The organism is Mycolicibacterium agri (genome assembly GCF_002553505.1).
In the GTDB taxonomy this organism is placed as follows: Bacteria; Actinomycetota; Actinomycetes; order Mycobacteriales; family Mycobacteriaceae; genus Mycobacterium; species Mycobacterium agri.
This window is the reverse complement of record NZ_PDCP01000039.1, coordinates 1-19,642: the sequence shown is the minus strand read 5'-3', so window position 1 is coordinate 19,642 and position 19,642 is coordinate 1. Positions and strand designations below refer to the sequence as shown.

The 19,642-nt window shown below is 67.5% G+C and carries 20 protein-coding genes; 9 read left to right on the top strand and 11 right to left on the bottom strand.

From position 1 onward, the window contains the following. Positions 1-94 precede the first annotated feature (94 nt). The gene (locus CQY20_RS20350) at positions 95-1,096 is read left to right on the top strand and encodes an NAD(P)H-binding protein (protein ID WP_234816332.1); all 1,002 of its coding nucleotides are present in this window, start codon (positions 95-97) and stop codon (positions 1,094-1,096) included. A gap of 12 nt (positions 1,097-1,108) precedes the next feature. Here the strand turns inward: CQY20_RS20350 and purF are convergent, their stop codons facing one another. Together purF and CQY20_RS20340 are read right to left on the bottom strand one after the other, a co-directional pair. Continuing rightward, positions 1,109-2,632, bottom strand: a complete 1,524-nt coding sequence (gene purF / locus CQY20_RS20345; protein WP_097941892.1) for an amidophosphoribosyltransferase — start codon at positions 2,630-2,632, stop codon at positions 1,109-1,111. A 137-nt stretch (positions 2,633-2,769) separates the two neighbouring features. Continuing rightward, a complete protein-coding gene (locus CQY20_RS20340; RefSeq protein ID WP_097941891.1) occupies positions 2,770-3,162 on the bottom strand; it encodes a sterol carrier family protein in 393 nt (130 codons plus the stop codon). 16 nt (positions 3,163-3,178) lie between these two features. Here CQY20_RS20340 and CQY20_RS20335 point away from each other — a divergent pair, with 16 nt between their 5' ends. Further along, positions 3,179-4,384: an MCE family protein gene (locus tag CQY20_RS20335; protein WP_097941890.1), complete on the top strand. Its 1,206-nt coding sequence runs from the start codon at positions 3,179-3,181 to the stop codon at positions 4,382-4,384. 91 nt (positions 4,385-4,475) lie between these two features. Here the strand turns inward: CQY20_RS20335 and CQY20_RS20330 are convergent, their stop codons facing one another. Genes CQY20_RS20330 through CQY20_RS20315 form a run of 4 tightly spaced genes read right to left on the bottom strand, consistent with a single transcriptional unit; the run spans position 4,476 to position 10,385 of the window. Next, on the bottom strand, positions 4,476-5,099 hold the full coding sequence (locus tag CQY20_RS20330; protein ID WP_097941889.1) for an Rv0804 family intramembrane glutamic endopeptidase: 624 nt from the start codon (positions 5,097-5,099) through the stop codon (positions 4,476-4,478). Continuing rightward, positions 5,099-6,844: an alpha/beta hydrolase gene (locus CQY20_RS20325; RefSeq protein ID WP_443093928.1), complete on the bottom strand. Its 1,746-nt coding sequence runs from the start codon at positions 6,842-6,844 to the stop codon at positions 5,099-5,101. The genes CQY20_RS20330 and CQY20_RS20325 overlap by 1 nt, the downstream gene beginning before the upstream one ends. Before the next feature lie 17 nt (positions 6,845-6,861). After that, positions 6,862-9,180 carry a phosphoribosylformylglycinamidine synthase subunit PurL gene (gene purL / locus CQY20_RS20320; protein ID WP_097941888.1) on the bottom strand — a complete coding sequence of 773 codons (2,319 nt, stop codon included), beginning with the start codon at positions 9,178-9,180 and terminating at the stop codon, positions 6,862-6,864. Further along, positions 9,177-10,385, bottom strand: coding sequence for a cation:proton antiporter (locus CQY20_RS20315; RefSeq protein ID WP_097941887.1), 1,209 nt, complete (start codon positions 10,383-10,385; stop codon positions 9,177-9,179). Before CQY20_RS20315 ends, purL begins: the two co-directional genes overlap by 4 nt. 155 nt (positions 10,386-10,540) lie before the next feature. Here CQY20_RS20315 and CQY20_RS20310 point away from each other — a divergent pair, with 155 nt between their 5' ends. Both CQY20_RS20310 and CQY20_RS20305 read left to right on the top strand, forming a co-directional pair. Further along, entirely contained in the window at positions 10,541-10,966 is a 426-nt protein-coding gene (locus CQY20_RS20310) for a cupin domain-containing protein (protein ID WP_097941886.1), read from the top strand. A gap of 34 nt (positions 10,967-11,000) precedes the next feature. Continuing rightward, a complete protein-coding gene (locus tag CQY20_RS20305) occupies positions 11,001-12,152 on the top strand; it encodes an ABC transporter substrate-binding protein (protein WP_165789279.1) in 1,152 nt (383 codons plus the stop codon). A gap of 43 nt (positions 12,153-12,195) precedes the next feature. Here the strand turns inward: CQY20_RS20305 and CQY20_RS20300 are convergent, their stop codons facing one another. Then, positions 12,196-12,546, bottom strand: coding sequence for a VOC family protein (locus CQY20_RS20300; protein WP_097941884.1), 351 nt, complete (start codon positions 12,544-12,546; stop codon positions 12,196-12,198). Between the two features lie 143 nt (positions 12,547-12,689). Here CQY20_RS20300 and CQY20_RS20295 point away from each other — a divergent pair, with 143 nt between their 5' ends. Then, entirely contained in the window at positions 12,690-13,085 is a 396-nt protein-coding gene (locus tag CQY20_RS20295) for a nuclear transport factor 2 family protein (protein ID WP_234816331.1), read from the top strand. A gap of 4 nt (positions 13,086-13,089) precedes the next feature. On the opposite strand, the gene CQY20_RS20290 is transcribed toward CQY20_RS20295, so the two are convergent. Beyond that, positions 13,090-14,349 (bottom strand): M18 family aminopeptidase, encoded by a 1,260-nt coding sequence (locus CQY20_RS20290; protein WP_097941883.1) that lies wholly within the window; start codon positions 14,347-14,349, stop codon positions 13,090-13,092. 43 nt (positions 14,350-14,392) lie between these two features. Between CQY20_RS20290 and CQY20_RS20285 the strand changes: the two genes are divergently transcribed. From CQY20_RS20285 to CQY20_RS20275, 3 genes are all read left to right on the top strand, one after another. Further along, on the top strand, positions 14,393-15,448 hold the full coding sequence (locus CQY20_RS20285; protein ID WP_097941882.1) for a Dyp-type peroxidase: 1,056 nt from the start codon (positions 14,393-14,395) through the stop codon (positions 15,446-15,448). Further along, the gene (locus tag CQY20_RS20280; protein ID WP_097941881.1) at positions 15,445-16,242 is read left to right on the top strand and encodes a family 1 encapsulin nanocompartment shell protein; all 798 of its coding nucleotides are present in this window, start codon (positions 15,445-15,447) and stop codon (positions 16,240-16,242) included. Before CQY20_RS20285 ends, CQY20_RS20280 begins: the two co-directional genes overlap by 4 nt. A gap of 216 nt (positions 16,243-16,458) precedes the next feature. Then, a complete protein-coding gene (locus CQY20_RS20275; protein ID WP_097941880.1) occupies positions 16,459-17,205 on the top strand; it encodes an SDR family NAD(P)-dependent oxidoreductase in 747 nt (248 codons plus the stop codon). Positions 17,206-17,210: 5 nt separating this feature from the next. On the opposite strand, the gene purQ is transcribed toward CQY20_RS20275, so the two are convergent. The 3 genes from purQ to CQY20_RS20260 are packed head-to-tail and all read right to left on the bottom strand — an operon-like array spanning position 17,211 to position 18,837. Beyond that, the gene (gene purQ / locus CQY20_RS20270) at positions 17,211-17,888 is read right to left on the bottom strand and encodes a phosphoribosylformylglycinamidine synthase subunit PurQ (RefSeq protein ID WP_097941879.1); all 678 of its coding nucleotides are present in this window, start codon (positions 17,886-17,888) and stop codon (positions 17,211-17,213) included. Further along, positions 17,885-18,124: a phosphoribosylformylglycinamidine synthase subunit PurS gene (purS, locus tag CQY20_RS20265; RefSeq protein WP_097941933.1), complete on the bottom strand. Its 240-nt coding sequence runs from the start codon at positions 18,122-18,124 to the stop codon at positions 17,885-17,887. The genes purQ and purS overlap by 4 nt, the downstream gene beginning before the upstream one ends. Before the next feature lie 35 nt (positions 18,125-18,159). Further along, a complete protein-coding gene (locus tag CQY20_RS20260) occupies positions 18,160-18,837 on the bottom strand; it encodes an ATPase (RefSeq protein ID WP_097941932.1) in 678 nt (225 codons plus the stop codon). 31 nt (positions 18,838-18,868) lie between these two features. Here CQY20_RS20260 and CQY20_RS20255 point away from each other — a divergent pair, with 31 nt between their 5' ends. Next, positions 18,869-19,519, top strand: a complete 651-nt coding sequence (locus CQY20_RS20255) for an MBL fold metallo-hydrolase (protein WP_163701199.1) — start codon at positions 18,869-18,871, stop codon at positions 19,517-19,519. The last annotated feature ends 123 nt before the right edge of the window (positions 19,520-19,642 follow it).

Below are 19,642 nucleotides of genomic sequence, written 5' to 3'. Positions count from 1 at the left end.
GACCGATCCTGTCCCGGGTTTGCTCGGGCACCGAAACGGTCATGTCTCGGTGGAGCCTTTCGCATCCGCGGGGCAAAAACTCGAGGAGGATCCTGTGGGCGGCACTGCTCGCTGCCTGGTGACGGGCGCGACCGGCTATATCGGGGGTCGACTGACACCACGCCTGCTCGACGCGGGTCTGTCGGTGCGCGCGCTGGCGCGCAACCCGGACAAACTCGACGATCGACCGTGGCGCGCCGACATCGAAGTCGCCCGCGGCGACCTGGGCGACGTCGAATCGTTGACCGCGGCGTTCGACGGCGTCGACGTCGTCTACTACCTCGTGCATTCGATGGGCAGCGCGACGGACTTCGCCGCCGAGGAACGCCGCTCGGCGCAAAACGTCGTCGAGGCCGCCAAACGCACCGGCGTGCGGCGGTTCGTGTATCTGGGCGGTCTGCATCCGCCGGGCGCCGAGTTGTCGCCGCACCTGCGCTCTCGCAAGGAGGTCGGCGACATTCTGCTCGCCTCGGGCATCGAGACCGTCGTGCTGCAGGCCGGTGTCGTCGTCGGCTCCGGGTCGGCCTCGTTCGAGATGATCCGCCACCTCACCAACCGGCTGCCGGCGATGACGACACCGAAGTGGGTGCACAACCGCATCCAACCCATCGCGATCCGCGACGCCCTGCACTACCTGACGGCGGCGGCCACCGTCGAGGTGCCGTCGTCGCGGGCGTGGGACATCGGCGGTCCCGACGTGCTGTCCTACGGCGACATGATGCAGGTCTATGCGCAGCAGGCCGGGCTGCGACGGCGCTGGATGGTGGTGCTGCCGTGGCTGACGCCGACGATCGCCAGCTGGTGGGTGGGGTTGGTGACGCCGATGCCGAAAGGCTTGGCCCGCCCGCTCGTCGAGTCGCTGGAATGCGACGCGGTGATTCGCGACCACGACGTCGACACGATCATCGCGCCGCCCGACGGCGGGCTGACTGGTTACCGGCAAGCAGTCGACGAGGCCTTACGCAACGGCCCGCTGCCGTTCGACCCGCACTGGGCCAAAGTAGGCAGAAAAGTCAATAATGTTTCGGCCGAATCGGATTCGCGCGGCGCGGCCTAGGGTGCGCGCGGTCTAGGGTCGGCGCAGCGCCGACGCGTTGTCGTTCTCGGCCTGCACGGGCATGCCGGTGCGCGCCGCGGTCGCCAGCATGTGCTCGATGACGTTCTTGCCCAGCGCGGTCTCGCCGGGCAACTCGATCGGGTACTTGCCGTCGAAGCATGCCGAGCACAACCGCGACGCGGGCTGCTCGGTGGCCGCGATCATTCCCTGCTGCGAGATGTAGCCCAGGGTGTCGGCGCCGATGCCATGGCGGACGGCCTCGACCATCTCGTCCTCGTCTTCGACGGCGTTGGCGATCAACTCGGCCGGGGTGGCGAAGTCGATGCCGTAGAAGCACGGCCACTTCACCGGCGGCGACGCGATCCGCACATGCACCTCGACGGCCCCGGCCTCACGCAGCATCCGCACCAGGGCCCGCTGGGTGTTGCCGCGCACGATGGAGTCGTCGACGACGATGAGCCGCTTGCCGCGGATCACCTCGCGCAGCGGGTTGAGCTTGAGCCGGATGCCGAGCTGACGAATGGTCTGCGACGGCTGGATGAACGTGCGCCCGACGTAGGCGTTCTTGGTCAGGCCCTGCCCGAACGGGATGCCGGACTCCTGCGCATAGCCCACCGCGGCGGGGGTGCCTGACTCGGGTACGCCGATCACCAGGTCGGCGTCGACCGGCCGCTCCTGGGCGAGCCTGCGCCCGATGTCGACGCGGGTCTTGTGCACCGATCGGCCGCCGATCGTGCTGTCCGGCCGGGCCAGGTAGACGTATTCGAAGACGCAGCCCTTCGGCGAGGGCGGGGCGAACCGGCTGGACCGCACCCCGTCGGCGTCGATGGCCAGCAACTCGCCCGGCTCGATGTCGCGGACGAAGGATGCGCCGACGATGTCCAGCGCGGCGGTCTCGGAGGCGACGACCCAGCCGCGGTCGAGACGCCCCAGCGACAGCGGCCGCACACTGTAGGGGTCACGCGCGGCGTACAGCGTGTTCTCGTCCATGAAGGTCAGGCAGAACGCGCCGCGCACCGTCGGCAGCAGCTCCAGTGCCGCCTGCTCGAGCGACGAGTCGGCGGCGCCGTGGGCCAGCAACGCGCCCAGGATGTCGGAGTCGGTGGTGGCGGCGCTGGTGCCGCGGGTGTTGAGCAGGCCGGCCTCGCGGGCCCGCGTCGCCAATTCCGTCGCGTTGACCAGGTTGCCGTTGTGTCCCAGCGCGACGCCGGTGCCCGCCGCCGTGTTGCGGAACACGGGCTGCGCGTTCTCCCATGTGGTGGAACCGGTCGTGGAGTAGCGGCAGTGTCCGATCGCTACGTGGCCCTCCATGGCGGCCAGCGTCTGCTCGTCGAAAACCTGGCTGACCAGGCCCAAGTCCTTGAACACCAGCACCTGCGAGCCGTCGGCGACGGCGATACCTGCGGCTTCCTGGCCGCGGTGCTGCAGGGCGTAGAGCCCGTAATACGTCAGCTTGGCGACCTCTTCACCCGGCGCCCAGACGCCGAATACGCCGCACTCTTCTCTTGGTTCGGTATCGGTCTCGTCGCCGGTCACGATATGGCTGCTCCAGGGGGCGATGGGTGACGACGCCAGTCTACGGTCACCGGCGCTTGATCACGGAATTGCAGGGCAGATGTCGCGAATCGATAAACGCTTGCTGCCTGGACCGCGATTCCCGCAAGTGGCGTCCGTCACGCGCCCAGCGGCACGACGGGCAGCACCCCGGCGATCTCGGGGGCGCGGGCGCCGGAGAGCGCCAGCGCGCCGCTGGCGGCGGCGTCGTCGACGCCGAGCAGGCCCGTCGCCAGCAGCAGCCAGGTGCGCGGATCGGTCTCGACGACGTTGGGCGGCGTGCCGCGGGTGTGCCGCGGCCCCGAAATGCACTGCACCGCAACAAACGGCGGCACCCGCACCTCGACGCTGGCGCCAGGCGCGGCAGCGGCGAGAGTGCGCGCGGTCAGTCGGACCGCTTCTGCGAGCGCGGATCGCTCAGGCGCAGGCCGGTTCTCGTCGCGCAACCACTCGCCGAGCGCGACGACTGCGGCGCGAGTCTTCACCGGATCGGCGGTGCGGCGAGCGGGCATACTTTAGTGTCTCAAGGTGTTTGTCGATCGCGATAAACCCCCTTACAAGGTGGCCGGCGCGATCTCGGTGGTGCTGATGGCCGTCGCGGCAAGCCTGCTCTATCTGCAGTTCCGCGGCGAGCTCACCTCGAAAACACAGCTGACCGTGCTGTCTTCGCGGGCCGGGCTGGTGGTCGATCCCGGCTCGAAGGTCACGTTCAACGGCGTGGAGATCGGCAAGGTCGACGGCGTGCACCACGTCGACATCGACGGCACGTCGAAAGCCGCGCTGACGCTCAACGTCGAAGATCGCTACCTTCGGTTCATCCCGGCCAACGTCGTAGCCGACATCAACGCGACGACCGTGTTCGGCAACAAGTACGTATCGTTCAACTCGCCGAAAAATCCTAGTGCGCAACGTATTTCGAATGGCGATGTGATCGAGGCGGCGTCGGTGACCACGGAGTTCAACACGGTGTTCGAGACGGTGATGTCGATCGCCGAGCAGGTCGACCCCGTGAAGCTCAACGCCACGCTGACCGCCACCGCTGAGGCGTTCACCGGGCTGGGCGCGCGGTTCGGCGACTCGCTGATGAACGCGAACACGATCATCGACGACCTGATGCCTCGGATGCCGCAGATCCGCACGGATCTGCGGGCGCTGGCGGACCTCGCCGACGTCTACGCCGGCGCCTCGCCCGACCTGTGGGGCGGCCTGCAGAACGCCGTCACCACCGCGACCGCCCTCAACGACCAGCGCGGCAACATCGACCGCGCGCTGATGGCCTCGATCGGGTTCAGCGACACGGCCGCCGAGAGCTTCGAGCGCGGCGGCCCCTATTTTGTGCGCGCGGCCGAGGATCTGCTGCCGACGACGAAGCTGCTCGACGAGTACCGCGGCATGATCTTCTGCACCACCCGCAACTACGCCGAGGTCGGCCCGCGGCTGGCGAAGGTGTTGGGCGGTGACAACGGCTATGCGCTCAAGTCGTACGGGACCGTGCTGCTGCCGGGCAATCCGTTCATCTATCCCGACAATCTGCCGCGGGTGAACGCGCGCGGTGGGCCGGAGGGCCGTCCAGGCTGCTGGCAGAAGGTCACCAAGGATCTGTGGCCGTTCCCGTATCTGGTGATGGACACCGGCTACAGCATCGCGCCGTACAACCACTTCGAGATCGCCACACCGCTGGTCAGCGACTACGTGTGGGGCCGCCAGATCGGCGAGGCCACCATCAACCCCTAGCCCGCGAAACGGCATTCCGGCAGGAAAAGTGCGAGTGGAGGCCTGCGAGGTTTCCGTCTCGCGGAGAACTACGCGCGGGGCTCGCGCGCCACTAGCGCGGCCTGCGTTGCACGCCGATCGCGGCCAGCGCGCCGGCCTCGTTGATCGCTAAATGCGCCAGCATCGGTGCGGCCAGGCTGCCGCTGCGCTCGGCCAATACCGCGAAGAACCAGCCCGCGAGGCCCGTGCCGAGCACGGTGCCGACCACCGGCGCGCCGGTGGCGCGGGCGTCGGCGATGTGCGACAAGCCGAACGCCAGCGACTGCAACAATCGCCCGCCCGTCGGCCCGAACGCCTCGGCGGCGACGGTGGCCAGCGCCCCGCGGAACGCCGCCTCCTCCGACCACACCGTGCCGACGGGGATGCCCAGCAGCAGCCAGCGGGCCTGGTGCGGCGGCAATTCGCGGGCGGCCATCGCCGCACGCACCCGCGTCAGCGGCGTCGACGCCGCCACCCCGGTGAGCACCGGTGCCGCGACAGCCGCTCCCGTCCGCAGCCCCGACAACAGCCGCGGCGGCCGAAGACCCAGCGGAGCGCGGGTGGCCGCCGCCAACGCCGCGCCCAGCGTCGCGTGCACCAGCGGGTGGGCGCGCGGCGGGATCCGCGGCCCGATCACCCCGTTCCACAGCACCAACGCCGCCGCCAGCGCTATGGCACGAAATCGTTTGGCGCGCACTAGTATTCGGGTCCGTCCTCGGCCGCCGTCTTCTCCAGCGCGAGCCGGATGCGCTCGGTGTCCTCCGACGTCCAGCCGTCGGGCGGTGCGACGGCGGCCCAGCCGTCGAGGATGAACTCGCCGTAGTTGTGGCCGTGCCCGCCGGGCACCGAGCTGGCGTTGGTCATGTCGGCGGCCACCTGCCAGAACGTGACGATGGGATACCACCGCATGGTCGGCGTTCGGTCCAGGCCTGGCGGCTCGCGCAGCCAGTCCGGGCGGGTGAACAGCAGATCCTCCGACCACCAGACGATCGGGTCGGATGCGTGTTGCATGAACAGCACCCGCGTGCCCTGCCACGGCGCTTCGGTGTCGCGAACGATCTGTTCGCTGTTGTTGGCCTGGGTGAACCGCACGGTGCGGCCGTTGTCGTAGCGCGGCGCCACCTCGGGCGTCCCCGGATCGCGGCGCTCGGTGATGGCTTTCCACAGCGGGCTGGCGTTCGGCGGCCCCACCCACAGCACCGACTCGAAGCCCATCCGCGAGATGTCGGGCAGCCAGTTAAACGCGGCCTGCCCGGCCATCGAGCCCAGGCTCTCGCCGTACAGCATCAGCTTGGGCCGCCGGTCGGCGGGCAGCCGCGCCCACCGCTCGTGGATCGAGTTGATCAGCAGCCGACCGGCGTGCATCGACTTTTCGCGGTCGCCGAGGAACGAAATCCAGCTGGGCAGATAGGAGTACTGCGACGCCACCAGCGCGGTGTCGCCGTTGTACATCAACTCGATCGCCCGCGCCGCGATCGGGTTCACCCATCCGGTGCCCGTCGTCGGGATGATCACCAACACCTTCCTGTTGAAGGCGCCGGTGCGTTCGAGTTCGCTCAGCACCACGGCCATGCGTTCTTCGGGCGTGTCCGCGGTCTGCAGCCCGGCGTACACCCGGATCGGCTCCTTGGCGGGCACGCCGTTGATGCGGGTGAGCTCCTCGGCGTCCGGCCCGGTCGCGACGAAGTTCCTGCCCTGATATCCAAGCGTGTCCCACTGGGCGAATGACGCTGGGCTGCCGGATCTTTCGGGCGCCAACGGCTGTGTTACGCCCGGCCTGGTGGTGGTGTTCTGCGGCTGGAACACCCGGTTGGCGCCGGCCAGGAAGCCGCGCACCAGAACGCCGTTGATCAGCGTGATCACCAACACGACGACGATCGCGGTGCCGATGAACAGCGCCACCTCGTCGTGCAGGCGCCATCGCCGGATGAAGTACCGCGCCATCGTCCTGATGATGTCGATCAGCAGGCGCGTCACGGACACGCAGACCGCCATGACCAGCGCGGCGATGATCAGCGTGCGCAGATAGCCCGGCGTCTCCGGACCCTCCAAGCCCATCTCTTCGGAGACCCGCCGCTGCCACGCCGCCGCGGGCACCAGCATCAGCAGGCAGGCGGCCGTCGACAGCGACACAATGACGGCCTTCAGTGCGTAGAGGATCCGCTTCGACGGCGGCCACCAGGCGCGACGACGTAGCACGAAGCGGCGCACCATCTTCCCGATGAACACGCCGATGCCGTACCCGATGGCCGCGTTCAGCCCGCCGATCAGGCCCTGAAATAGCCAGTCGCGCGGCAGCAGTGACGGCGTCAGCGACAGGCAGAAGAACAGCGCACCGAACGCCACCCCGACGAAGTCGAGTCGCACCAGGCTCCACGCCCAGGACAGCAGCGGATGCCGGTGTTTGCGTTCGTGGGTGGCGGCGACGTGCTCGCCGGTGATGGCCTCGGTGGGGACACTCACCCGAATAACCCGGGCAGCACACCTTCCGACGTGCTGCGCAACTCCTCCAGCGACACCGTGAACTGGTCCTGCACTTCGACGGCGTCGCTTCCCTGATCCACCACGCCGATACGCGTCACGGGCAGGCCGCGCGCCTCGCACATGGACCGGAACCGGCTCTCCTCGGTGCGTGGGACGGCGACCAGCACCCGGCCCGCGGATTCGGAGAACAACGCGACGAACGGATTCTGGTCTTCGGGAATGATGATGCGGCAACCGGTTTCGCCCGCCAGCGCCGCCTCGACGACGGCCTGGATCAGTCCACCTTCGGACAGGTCGTGTGCGGCGGACACCAGCCCGTCGCGGGACGCGGCGGCCAGCACCTCGGCGAGCAGCTGTTCCCGTGCGAAGTCGACCTGCGGCGGGAATCCGCCAAGGTGGTCGGCGGTGACCTGCGCCCAGATGGAACCGTCGAACTCGTCACGGGTTTCGCCGAGCAGCAGCAGGGTCTCCCCCGGCTCCGTGCCCAGCCCGGAGGGGATGCGGCGATGGACGTCGTCGATCACGCCGAGCACACCGACGACGGGGGTGGGCAGAATGGCCGTCGAACCGGTCTGGTTGTAGAAGCTGACGTTGCCGCCGGTGACCGGAACGCCAAGAGCGACACAGCCATCGGCCAAACCGCGGACCGCTTCGGAGAACTGCCACATCACGCCGGGGTCTTCAGGGGATCCGAAGTTCAGGCAGTTGGTGACGGCGATCGGGGTCGCGCCGGTCACCGCGACGTTACGGTAGGCCTCGGCCAGCGCGAGCTGCGCGCCGGTGTAGGGATCGAGTTGGGTGTAGCGGCCGGAGGCGTCGGTTGAGATCGCGATGCCGCGGCCGGTGACCTCGTCGACCCGCAGCATTCCGGCGTCGGCGTGCTCGGCGAGCACGGTGTTGCCGCGCACGTAGCGGTCGTACTGCTCGGTGATGAAGGAGCGGCTGCACAGATGCGGGCTGCCGATCATTGCCAGCAGGGTGTCGCGCAGCTGCGCGCCGGTTTCCGGTCGCGGCAGCGTGTCCGATGTGTCGGCGTTGAGCGCGTCCTGGGTGTGTGGGCGCGCCACGGGCCGCTCGTACACCGGGCCCTCGTGCGCGACGGTGCGCGGCGGCACGTCGACGACGGTCTGGCCGTGCCAGGTGACCTTGAGCCGGTCGCCGTCGGTGACCTCGCCGATGACGGTGGCCAGCACCTCCCACTTGCGGCACACGGCCATGAACGCGTCGACGTTCTCGGGTGTGACGACGGCGCACATCCGTTCCTGCGATTCGCTGGACAGGATCTCCGCCGGGGTCATGTTGGCCGCGCGCAGCGGCACCTTGTCCAGTTCGATCGCCATGCCGCCGTCACCCGCGGAGGCGAGTTCAGATGTCGCACAAGATAATCCGGCTCCGCCGAGGTCCTGGATGCCCACCACGAGGCCGGCGGCGTACAGCTCAAGGCAGCACTCGATGAGCACCTTCTCCATGAACGGGTCGCCGACCTGAACGCTGGGCAGCTTCTTGCGGCCTGCGCCTGCTTCATCGCCGCCGAAGGTGTCGCTGGCCAGCACCGACACCCCGCCGATGCCGTCGAGGCCGGTGCGCGCGCCGAACAGGATGATCTTGTTGCCGGTGCCCGACGCGAACGCCAGGTGCAGGTCCTCCTTGCGCAGCACCCCGACGCACAGCGCGTTCACCAACGGGTTGCCGGCGTAGGAGGCGTCGAAGACGGTTTCGCCACCGATGTTGGGCAGCCCCAACGAGTTTCCGTATCCGCCGATGCCGCGCACGACGCCGTCGACGACGCGGCGGGTGTCGGGCGCGTCCGCGGCGCCGAATCTCAGCTGGTCCATCACCGCGACAGGCCGTGCGCCCATGGCCATGATGTCGCGGACGATTCCGCCGACGCCGGTCGCGGCGCCCTGATACGGCTCGACGTAGGACGGGTGGTTGTGCGACTCGACCTTGAAGGTGGCCGCCCAACCGTCGCCGATGTCGACCACGCCGGCGTTCTCGCCGATGCCTGCGAGCATCGCCGAACGCATCTTCTCCGTGGTGGTCTCGCCGAAGTAGCGCAGGTGCACCTTGGAGGACTTGTAGCTGCAGTGCTCGCTCCACATCACCGAATACATCGCCAGTTCGGCGTCGGTGGGCCTGCGGCCGAGGATTTCGCGGATGCGCTGATACTCGTCGTCCTTGAGGCCCAGCTCCCGGAACGGCTGCGGCTGGTCCGGAGTCACCGCGGCGTGCTCGACGGTATCGACGACTGGGCTCGCGCCTGCGGGGTCGGTATGGCTGAGCTCCGAGGTCACGCGGCCAGTCTAGTTTGCGACCTTCGATATGCGCGTGCAGCCGCGGACGCGGTCGCGCCGTGCAGCACCACGCTGGCCAGCACCGCGAGAACCATGGTGACCAGCGCCACTCGTTCGGGGTCGCCGGGCAGCACATTGAATGCCAGCAGGCCGAAGACGATCGAGGTGGTGCCGCGCGGGCCGAGCCAGCCGAGCAGAAGCCGCTCCGGCCACGGAAACGACGAACCGAGCATCGCGATCACCACCGGCGCCAACCGCACCACCGTCAACGCCAGCAGGCAGAACAGCACCATCCCCCACGACACGCCAAGGCTCAGCGCCAGCACCGCGGTCGCCCCGAATACGAACCACATCGCCGCCGACAGAAGAAAGCCGATGTCGTCGAGCAATTCCAGCTCGGCTCGCAGCGCAGCCGAGTGCCTCAGGTAGTTGAACGCGATGCCGCAGACGAACGCCGAGACGAAGCCGTTGCCGTCGACGGCCAGGCTCAGCCCGAACGCCAGCAGCGGGGCGGTGACGAGGATCAGCCGCTTGCTCTGCTCGGTCATCACGCCGCGCGCGGCGGCGCGGTTGGTCAGCACTGCCAACGCCGCGCCGACGGCGACACCGACCAGGATCGCCTTGATCGCCTGCGGCACCGCCGAACCCAACGCCGCCATCGGCGTCGTGGCGTGCGTCCGGTCACCCGCCAGCGCGAGCGCGAAAATGAACAACGGCGAGACGATGCCGTCGTTGTAGCCGGCCTCGACGTTGAGCACGTTGCGCACCCGCTCCGGGACGCGGTGGTCGCGCAGAATAGAGGCGGCGGGGGCGAAGTCGGTGGGCACCACCACGCACGCGATGATCAGCAACACCGCCCACGACTGGTGCGGCAGCAGCCACAGCCCCAGCGCGACCGCCGACGCCAGGCTCAACGGCATGGCGATGAAAAGCACCCGCATCGCGGCGCGCGGCTGGCTGCCGAACAGTCCACCGCGCACATCGGTGGCATCGACGAAAAGCAGTACGGCGAGCACGATTTCGGCGATATGCTGCACAACCTCGGTGTTCAGCGACTCGGCCAGCACGTCCTGGGTGGTGAACCCGACGGCGATGCCGGCCAACACCAGCACCATCGGCGCGGTCAGCCGCATCCGCTCCAGCCGGCCCGCGCCGAGCGCCCAACCGGCCAGCACCAGCGAACAGGCGATCAACGACAGCAGCACGACCGGGGTCTTTCCAGCGCCGACGCCTGCCGCGCTGTACGCCTACATCTGGCGCGTCGTCATCCGACTCTTGACCGGGCATACCGGCGGTTCTAGGGTGTGTATTCAATATTTCGAATTCACAATGCAATATCTCGTCATCGAACGGAGTGCCGATGGACGATTCCACGAAGCGCGCGACCCCAGTCACGTTCGAATACGTCGGCACGCCACCGCCGTTCAACGCGCCAAAGAAGCACTTCCGGCTATGCCGTACTCCTCTGCTCGACGCCGACATACAGGTCCTCGGCGAGACGGGCGCCAACAACCTGCACAGCCATACCGGCAATGACGGATTCTGGTTCGTGCTCAAGGGCCGTGCGAGGTTTTACGACGAGAACGATCAGGTGATCGGGGACCTGGGCCCGATGCAGGGCATCCTGATCGAGCACAACTTTCCGTACTGGTTCGAGGGTACCGGCGACGAATTGCTCGAAATTCTTCACGTAGCCGCCCGCGATCCACGCGTCGATCCCGATGAGCGCATCGACCATCGTCCGCGCAAGTTCAAGGGCTCGCAGTTCTCGAATACGACTGCCTGACAAGGCTTCCTATCCCACACCGTTGGAGAGAACGATGATGGTTCGCGGTTCCATCTCGCAGCGAGGGCTATTCGGGTTCCTGCTGTCGGCTGCACTCTTGATGGCGGGTTGTTCTGCACCCGGCGGGTCGGAGTCCGGATCATCGGATCCGTCCGGCGGATCAGACAAGTGTGCTGACAGCGCCATCGTGGCGTTGCAGGACAAGCTCAAAGGGATGCCGCCGCAGGATCGGGAGAAAACGCTTCTCGATGAGGCCAAGAATTCGAACGACGGAACGATCAACCTCTACGGCGAGGTGAACGATCCGACGATCATCACCGATCCGTTCGAAGACAAGTACGACGGGCTACATGTCAGCGTGTACCGGGCGGGCAGCGAGCAGATCCGCGAGCGGGTGCTACAGGAGTCGCAGGCCAATTTCGCAGGCGCCGACCTCATCGAGCTCGACTCGCTCGAGATGGCGATACTCGACCAGAACAAGCTGCTCGCACCTGCCGACTCACCCTTCATCGACGGCGTGACCGAAAGCGCACGCTTCGACAACTTCACCGGCGACCGGCTCAGCTACATCGTGCCGGTGTGGAACACCAACGCCATACCCGCCGATCAGTCCCCGAAATCGTTGGAAGATCTCAAAGACCCCCGGTTCAAGGGCAAGCTCGCCCTCGAGGGCAGCGACGTGTTCTGGTTCGCCTCACTGGTTAATTACCTTCAGACACAGGGCATGACAAAAGATCAGGCGGTGCAGTTGTTCAAGGATATTGCCGCCAACTCGGCAATCACCGATGGCCACACCGCCACAGCCGACCTCGTCGTCGCCGGTCAATATGGCATTGCCGCCAACATCTACATCGCACGCATTCGTGAGTTGCAGGCCAAGGGCGCTCCGTTGGAGTTCACGCCCGTGCAGGTTCCGGTGGTCGCCGAAGTGACAACCGTCGCTGCGACATGCGACGCGGCCAACCCGGCCGGTGCGCTGCTGCTGCAGGACTTCATCCTGGGCCCTGAGGGGCAGCAAGCCTTCATCGAAGACAGCCGCACCCCCAGCAACGAGGCGCTCGCGGCGGAAAGCTTCGGCGGTGTGAAAATCGAGCCGATCGACTCTGACGTCGAGACCATTTCCGAGCAGTACTCGGAGTGGTCCGATCTCTGGCAGAGCGTCGTCCACAACGGCAACAAGGGCTGACTGCGTCGACACGTGCCGCGGCTGTACGCCTCCTGTCGCGTCGTCAGCCGTCGGCAGGCGCCACGCAGAACGCGTGCCCGTCCGGGTCGGCGAGCACCACCCAAGAGAAGTCGCCGAAGCTGTGCCTGCCGGTCTCCGTCGCGCCGAGCTCGACGAGCCGCTTGACTTCGGCCTGCACGTCGTCGGTGCTGAAGTCGATGTGCACCCGGTTCTTGCCCGGCGTTGGATCCTCGACCTTCTGGAAAGCCAAACCGGGACCCTCCGCACGGGTCACGGCGACGAAAAACGGTGGTGCGATGGGATTTACCTGTCCGTCGAGCGCGCGCGCCCACCAGTCGGCGAGCCGCTCGGGGTCGGTGGTGTCGAACGTGATGTTCTCGGTCTTGAGTGCCATGCGCCGACCCTAGATCAGCGCGGTGACACCCCGACCCGCGTCGCGGGTGTCATTACCTGGCGCGTAATTGAATAGGCACGCTCCCACCCGCAGGCTTTGGCGTAGCGCGTCCACTCCCGGACGCAGCCACTGAAGGAGGAAGCGTGACGAACACCGAAACCAGGCCGACTTTCAGCGCCGAGATGTGGGCGGCGTTCTGGGCGGCGCCGACCGTCGACCGCATCGGCGACATCCTGGCCGACGACATCGTCGGCTACTGGCAGGGTGAACCGGAGCCGGTCAGGGGCCGAGAGGCCTACGCCGACAGGATCGCCGCGCTGGTGAAAGCCGTCCCGGATCTGAAGCTCGAGCTGCTCGACAGCGCCACCGTCGACGGCGACACGCCCGGCGAACAACGGGTGTATCTGCACTATGTGGGCCGGGGCACAGGGCCGGACGGTCCGTTGGCGATCCGCGGACTCGACCGTGTCCGCACCCGCGACGGCGTCGTCGTCGAGAACGTCATCCGCTACGACCAGGTCGACCCGGCGAGCATCTGAGCGCTCAGGCGGGCGACAGGAACGCTTGCAGCGCAGCGGAATACGCCGCGACGTCGTGAGCGCCCATCACCTCGCGCGCCGAATGCATGGCCAGCTGCGCGGCACCGACGTCCACCGTCGGGATGCCGGTGCCCGCAGAGGTCATCGGCCCGATCGTCGACCCGCACGGCAGGTCGGCGCGGTGTTCGTAGCGCTGCAGCGGCACCCCGGCCTGCTGGCAGGCCAGCGCGAACGCCGCTGCGGTGCGGCCGTCGGTGGCGTAGCGCAGGTTCGGCTGGACCTTGAGCACCGGCCCGGCGTTGACCTCGATCAGGTGATACGGCTCGTGGCGCTCCGGATAGTTCGGGTGGGTCGCGTGCGCCATGTCGCCCGACGCCACCATCGAGTCCGCCAGCCTGCGCAGGAAATCCTCGCGGCCGCCGCCCGCGGCCAGCGTGATCCGCTCGAGCACGGTCGCCAGCAGCTCCGACTGCGCGCCGTGGTCCGATTGCGACCCAACTTCCTCGTGGTCGAACAGCGCCAGCACCGGCAGCTGCCGCGACGACTCGGCGGCCAGGAAGGCCTCCAACCCCGCATAACAGGTGCACTGGTTGTCCAGCCGCGGCGCGCTGACCAGGTCGCCGTCGGCGCCGGCCAGCATCGAGGGCGTCAGGTCGTGGGTCATCAGGTCGAAGCCCAACAGGTCGTCGACGTGCACCCCGGCCTGCTCGGCGATGTAGGCCAAAAAGCTGCGCGGCTCGCTGCCCACGCCCCAGACCGCGTTGACGTGGCGCTGCGGGTCCAGCGACACCGATTTGCGGTCCTCGGCCAGGTGGATGGCCAGCTGCGGCACCCGCAGGACCGGCTCGTCCACGCGCACCAACCGATGCTCGACGGTCGCGCCTGCCCGCACCGACAGCCGGCCGCTCACCCCGAGGTCGCGGTCCAGCCACGAGTTCAGCCACGCGCCGCCGTAGGGCTGCAGCGCGACGATGCGCCACCCGGACACGAACCGATCGGGATGCTGTTTGACGCGCAGGTTGGGGCTGTCGGTATGGGCGCCGACGACGCGGAACGGCGTGCCGCGCGACTCCTTGCCCGCGCGCCACGCGATCATCGAGCCGGCGCGAACGGTGAAGAAATCACCGAATTCCGGCCACGGATCGCGTTCGGACAGCTCGCGGAAACCCGCAGCTCGCAGCCGCTGCGCGACCGTCGCGCACACGTGGAACGGCGACGGCGACGCGTCGATGAATTCGCACAACCCCTTGGCACTTGCCGACATAGTTGACCATCTTCGCCGACGACCCGTGTTTTAGGGTCAGAGCGTGCCCGCGCCATTGCCTCAACCCGTGTTGGAGCCGCTGACACCCTCGGCCATCTTCCTGGTCGCCACGATCAACGAAGGACCCGAAGCCGCCGCCACCGTGCACGACGCGCTGCCGGACGTCTCGAGTCTGGTGCGTGCGATCGGCTTCCGCGATCCCGCGAAACGTCTGTCGGCCGTCGCCTCCATCGGCTCGGACGCCTGGGACCGACTGTTCGCCGGGCCCCGCCCGGCCGAGCTGCACCCGTTCATCGAGCTCGACGGCGGACGCCACCGCGCGCCGTCCACACCGGGCGACCTGCTGTTTCACATCCGCGCCGAATCCATGGACGTGTGTTTCGAGCTGGCAGGCAAGCTCGCCGAGTCGATGAAGGGCGCCATCACGATCGTCGACGAGGTGCACGGCTTCCGGTTCTTCGACAACCGTGACCTGATGGGTTTCGTCGACGGCACCGAGAATCCCGACGGCCCGCTGGCCCGCAGCGCGACGCAGATCGGCGACGAGGACCCCGACTTCGCCGGCGGCTGCTATGTGCACGTGCAGAAGTACCTGCACGACCTGGACGCGTGGAACTCGCTGTCGGTCGAGGAGCAGGAGCGGGTGATCGGCCGCACGAAACTCGATGACATCGAACTCGACGACGCCGACAAGCCGCCCAATTCGCACCTGGCGCTCAACGTGATCGAGGACGAGGACGGCAACGAGCTGAAGATCGTCCGGCACAACATGCCGTTCGGCGATATCAGCAGGGGCGAATTCGGCACCTACTACATCGCCTACTCGCGCACGGCGTCGGTCACCGAGCGAATGCTGGAGAACATGTTCATCGGCGACCCGCCGGGTAACACCGACCGCATCCTGGATTTCTCGACCGCCATCACCGGCTCGATGTTCTTCACGCCGACGGTCGACTTTCTCGATGACCCACCGCCGCTTCCGGATTCGGTTTCCACACCCGAACCCGAGCCGGAGCATGAACCCGAATCTGAGCCTCCCGCAACACCTTCGGGTGACGGATCACTTCGCATCGGCAGCCTGAAAGGAACATCTGAATGAACAACTTGTACCGGGACCTCGCGCCGGTCACCGAAGAGGCGTGGGCGCAGATCGAAGAGGAGGCGACGCGAACGTTCAAGCGGCACATCGCAGGACGCCGCGTCGTCGACGTCAGCGGGCCGAGCGGTCCCACCACCGCGGCGATCAGCACCGGGCATCTGATCGACGTTCCCGCGCCAGGCGACGGCGTCGTGGCGCGCCTTCGCGAAGCGCGGCCGCTCGTGCAGTTGCGGGTCCCGTTCACGGTGACCCGCAGCGCCATCGACGACGTCGAACGCGGGGCGCAGGACTCCGACTGGGATCCGGTCAAGGATGCCGCCAAGAGGCTGGCGTTCGTCGAGGATCGCGCGATCTTCGAGGGCTATGCGGGCGCCTCCATCGACGGGATCCGCGCCTGCAGCTCGAATCCGGCGCTCAAGCTGCCCAGCGACCCGGGCGACTATCCCGAGGTGATCTCGCAGGCGCTGTCGGAGCTGCGACTGGCCGGCGTCGACGGCCCGTATTCCGTGCTGCTGTCGGCCGATGCCTACACACTGGTCAGCGAGACCACCGAGCACGGCTATCCGCTGCGCGAGCACTTGAATCGGCTTGTCGACGGCGACATCATCTGGGCGCCCGCGATCGACGGCGCGTTCGTCCTGTCGACGCGCGGCGGAGATTTCGATCTGCAACTCGGCACCGACGTGTCGATCGGCTATTTGTCGCACGACGCCGACACCGTGCAGCTCTACCTGCAGGAGACGCTGACGTTCCTCTGCTACACCGCCGAAGCCTCGGTAGCCCTCACCACCTGAGTTCCCCGAGCCCCCTTTCGGTGAGCCCCTCACCTTCTCGGCGAGCCCCTCACCTTCTCGGCGAGCGAGCGTGTCTGCAGGCGACACGCCGTCGAAACTCGCGCGTTTGCGCACGCTCGCAAGGCCGTCGGCGGCGCCACGCACAGCCCGCGGAATAATCGGGACCCTTCACGCCTTCTGGTGACATAACTTTTTCCAAGCCAGGAGGCGGGTCAGATGACCGACACATTCGACGGCAGCACAGCTCTGGTCACCGGGGCGACAGCGGGGATCGGCTATGCCATAGCCGTCGAACTCGCCCGGCACGGCGCGGAGGTGATCGTGCACGGGCGCAACGCCGAGCGCGGCGCCAAAGCCGTCCAGGACATCGAAAACCTCGGCGGCAGAGCGCATTTCGTCGTCGCTGACCTGTCCGACGCCGACGACGTCCGCAGGCTCGCAGTCGAAGCGGGTGACGTCGACATCCTGGTCAACAACGCGGGCATCTATGGCTTCGCGTCGACGTTCGAGACCGGCGATGCCGACTTCGACGCCCATTTCGACATCAACGTACGGGCGCCATACATCCTGGTGCAGAAGCTGGTGCCCGGCATGATCGAGCGCGGGGCAGGCAACGTGGTCAACATCAGCACGGTCGCGGCCGACACGCCGGCGGCGGGCGCGGGCATCTACGGCGCCAGCAAGGCGGCACTCGACCTGCTGACGAAACTGTGGGCCGACGAATTCGGCGCCTCGGGCGTGCGCGTCAACGGGATCGCGCCGGGGCCGATCCCGACCGAAGGCAGCGCCGCACTCGGCGACATCGTCGACGGACTCGGCCGCACCAGGGCACTGCAACGCGTCGGTGAACCCGACGAGATCGCGCGGGCGGTCGCGTTCCTCGCTTCACCCGCAGCGAGTTACATCAACGGCGTCGTGCTCCCCGTCGACGGCGGCAAGCGCGCCGACCGGCCTGCCGCGTAAGCGCGCTACGCCGCGGCGAGCACCGCGTCGAGCACGGACAGGAACAAGCCGAGCCCGTCGTCGGACGGTCCGGTGAGCGCCTCGGTCGCATGTTCGGGATGCGGCATCAGCCCTACCACGCGGCCGTTCGCCGACGAGATGCCCGCGATGTCGCGCATCGACCCGTTCGGGTTGTCGCGATAGCGGAACACCACCCTGCCGTCGCCCTCGAGCTCGTCGAGCACGGCCTCGGAGGCGACATAGCGGCCCTCGCCGGACTTCAGCGGCACCAGTATGTCGGCGCCGAGTTCAAAGCGCGTCGTCCACGCCGTGGTGTTGTTGGCCACCTCCAGCCACACGTCGCGGCAGACGAAATGCAGACCTGCGTTGCGGGTAAGCGCGCCCGGCAGCAGGCCCGCCTCGCACAGCACCTGAAAGCCGTTGCAGATGCCCAACACCGGCATGCCGCCTTCGGCCGCCTCGACGACCGACTTCATCACCGGCGCGAACTTGGCGATGGCGCCGCAGCGCAGGTAGTCGCCGTAGGAGAAACCGCCGGGCACGATCACGGCGTCGACTCCCTTGAGGTCGGCGTCGGCGTGCCACAGGCTGACCGCCTCGGCGCCGGACAGCCGGACCGCCCGCGCGGCGTCGACGTCGTCGAGTGTGCCGGGGAACGTGATAACCCCCACGCGTGCTGTCACGATGGCTCCCTGCTGACTGACCAGTCTTCGATCACGGTGTTCGCCAGTAGCGATTCGGCGATTTCGGCGACCGTCTCATCGGTGACACTGTCGTCGACTTCGAGCTCAAATCGCTTGCCCTGCCGCACATCTGATATTCCCTTGTAGCCGAGGCGGCCGAGTGCACCGACGATCGCCTGCCCTTGAGGGTCGAGGATTTCCGCTTTCGGCATTACGTGTACGACCACCTTTGCCACGGACACACTCTACCGGCGCAGCGGCGGCAACCGCCTCACCGGCACGAATCGATGTACGCGGTGCACAGCGGGGCGTTCATCGCGTCGAGGATCTGCGCGTCGGGCACGATCGGCCATGCGACGCGCGGCGGTGACGCAGACCACATCGCCAGCTCGACGATCGTGCTGTTGTACGGGTTGATCAGCAGGTATTCATGCAGCACCTGTTGCCCGGGAAGCACCCCGCTGATCACCGCGGCGATCTGGTTGGGGGTGTCGGTGGTGAACGACGGCGACGTCAGCGGCGACGTCATCTGACAGCTACGCAGCGCGGCCACGGCCCTGTCGAACACCGACGACGCCAGCTGGCCGCCGCGCCACACCTCGCCGCGCCAGTGCAGCACCTGGACCTGCAGCTGCCACTGCCCCTCCGGCTGGAAGACGACGGCCTTGGCGGCGACGGCGAAGCTGCGGGGATCGTCGGCGACGGGAGGGCTGCTGCAGGCCTCCTCGAAGCGGAAGCGCGGATTGGTGGCCGTCACCGCTATGCCGGCCAGTCCCGGCCAGCGGTACGTCGGGTACAGCGGGATCGCCGTCGGATCGATCCAAGCCGAGTCAGGAATGCGATCGCAGTTCGGCGGGCAATCGAGCGGATCGGCGTGGGCAGGGCCAACCGCGAGCGGGGCAACGGCCAGCCCCCAGGCGGCCAGAACTGCCGCTAGCAACAGTCGCATACGGCACCACCCCCGAGCGCACAATATAGGCATGCAATTGACGCATTTCGGACATTCGTGCCTACTCGCCGAGTTCAAGAAGGATTCCGAATCCACCGCGGTGCTGTTCGATCCCGGAACCTTCTCGCATGGCTTTGAAGGGATCACCGGGCTGGACGCGATCCTGATCACCCATCAGCATCCCGATCACGCCGACACCGAACGCCTTCCCGCGCTGGTAGACGCCAATCCTCAGGCGGCGCTGTACGCCGATCCGCAAACCGCCGAACAACTCGGCGCGCCATGGCAGCCCGTGCACGTCGGCGACGAGATCAGCATCGGTTTCCTGCGGGTGCGCGGCGCGGGCGGCCGACACGCCGTCATCCATCCGGAAATCCCGATCATCGACAACATCTCCTACCTCATCGGCGACGGTGAACATCCCGCCCGCCTTATGCATCCCGGCGACGCGCTGTTCACCCCGGGCGAGCCGGTCGACGTCCTCGCCACGCCCGCCGCCGCGCCGTGGCTCAAGGTGTCCGAGGCCGTCGACTACCTGCGTGCCGTCGCCCCCGCGCGCGCCATCCCCATCCACCAGGCCATCATCGAGCCCAAGGCCCGCGGCATTTATTACGGCAGGCTCTCGGAGATGACGAGCACCGACTTCCAGGTCCTCGACGAGGAAAAGGGCACCGAGTTCTAAGGGGACCTTTCTCTCGCGAGCAGACACTAATGCCCGCAAAAGCCCAGGCGATTTCTGGGGGTGATTGCAACAGCCACCTTGTTGGAGGTTGTTGTGTATCTGAAGGCTTATCCCTGGATTATG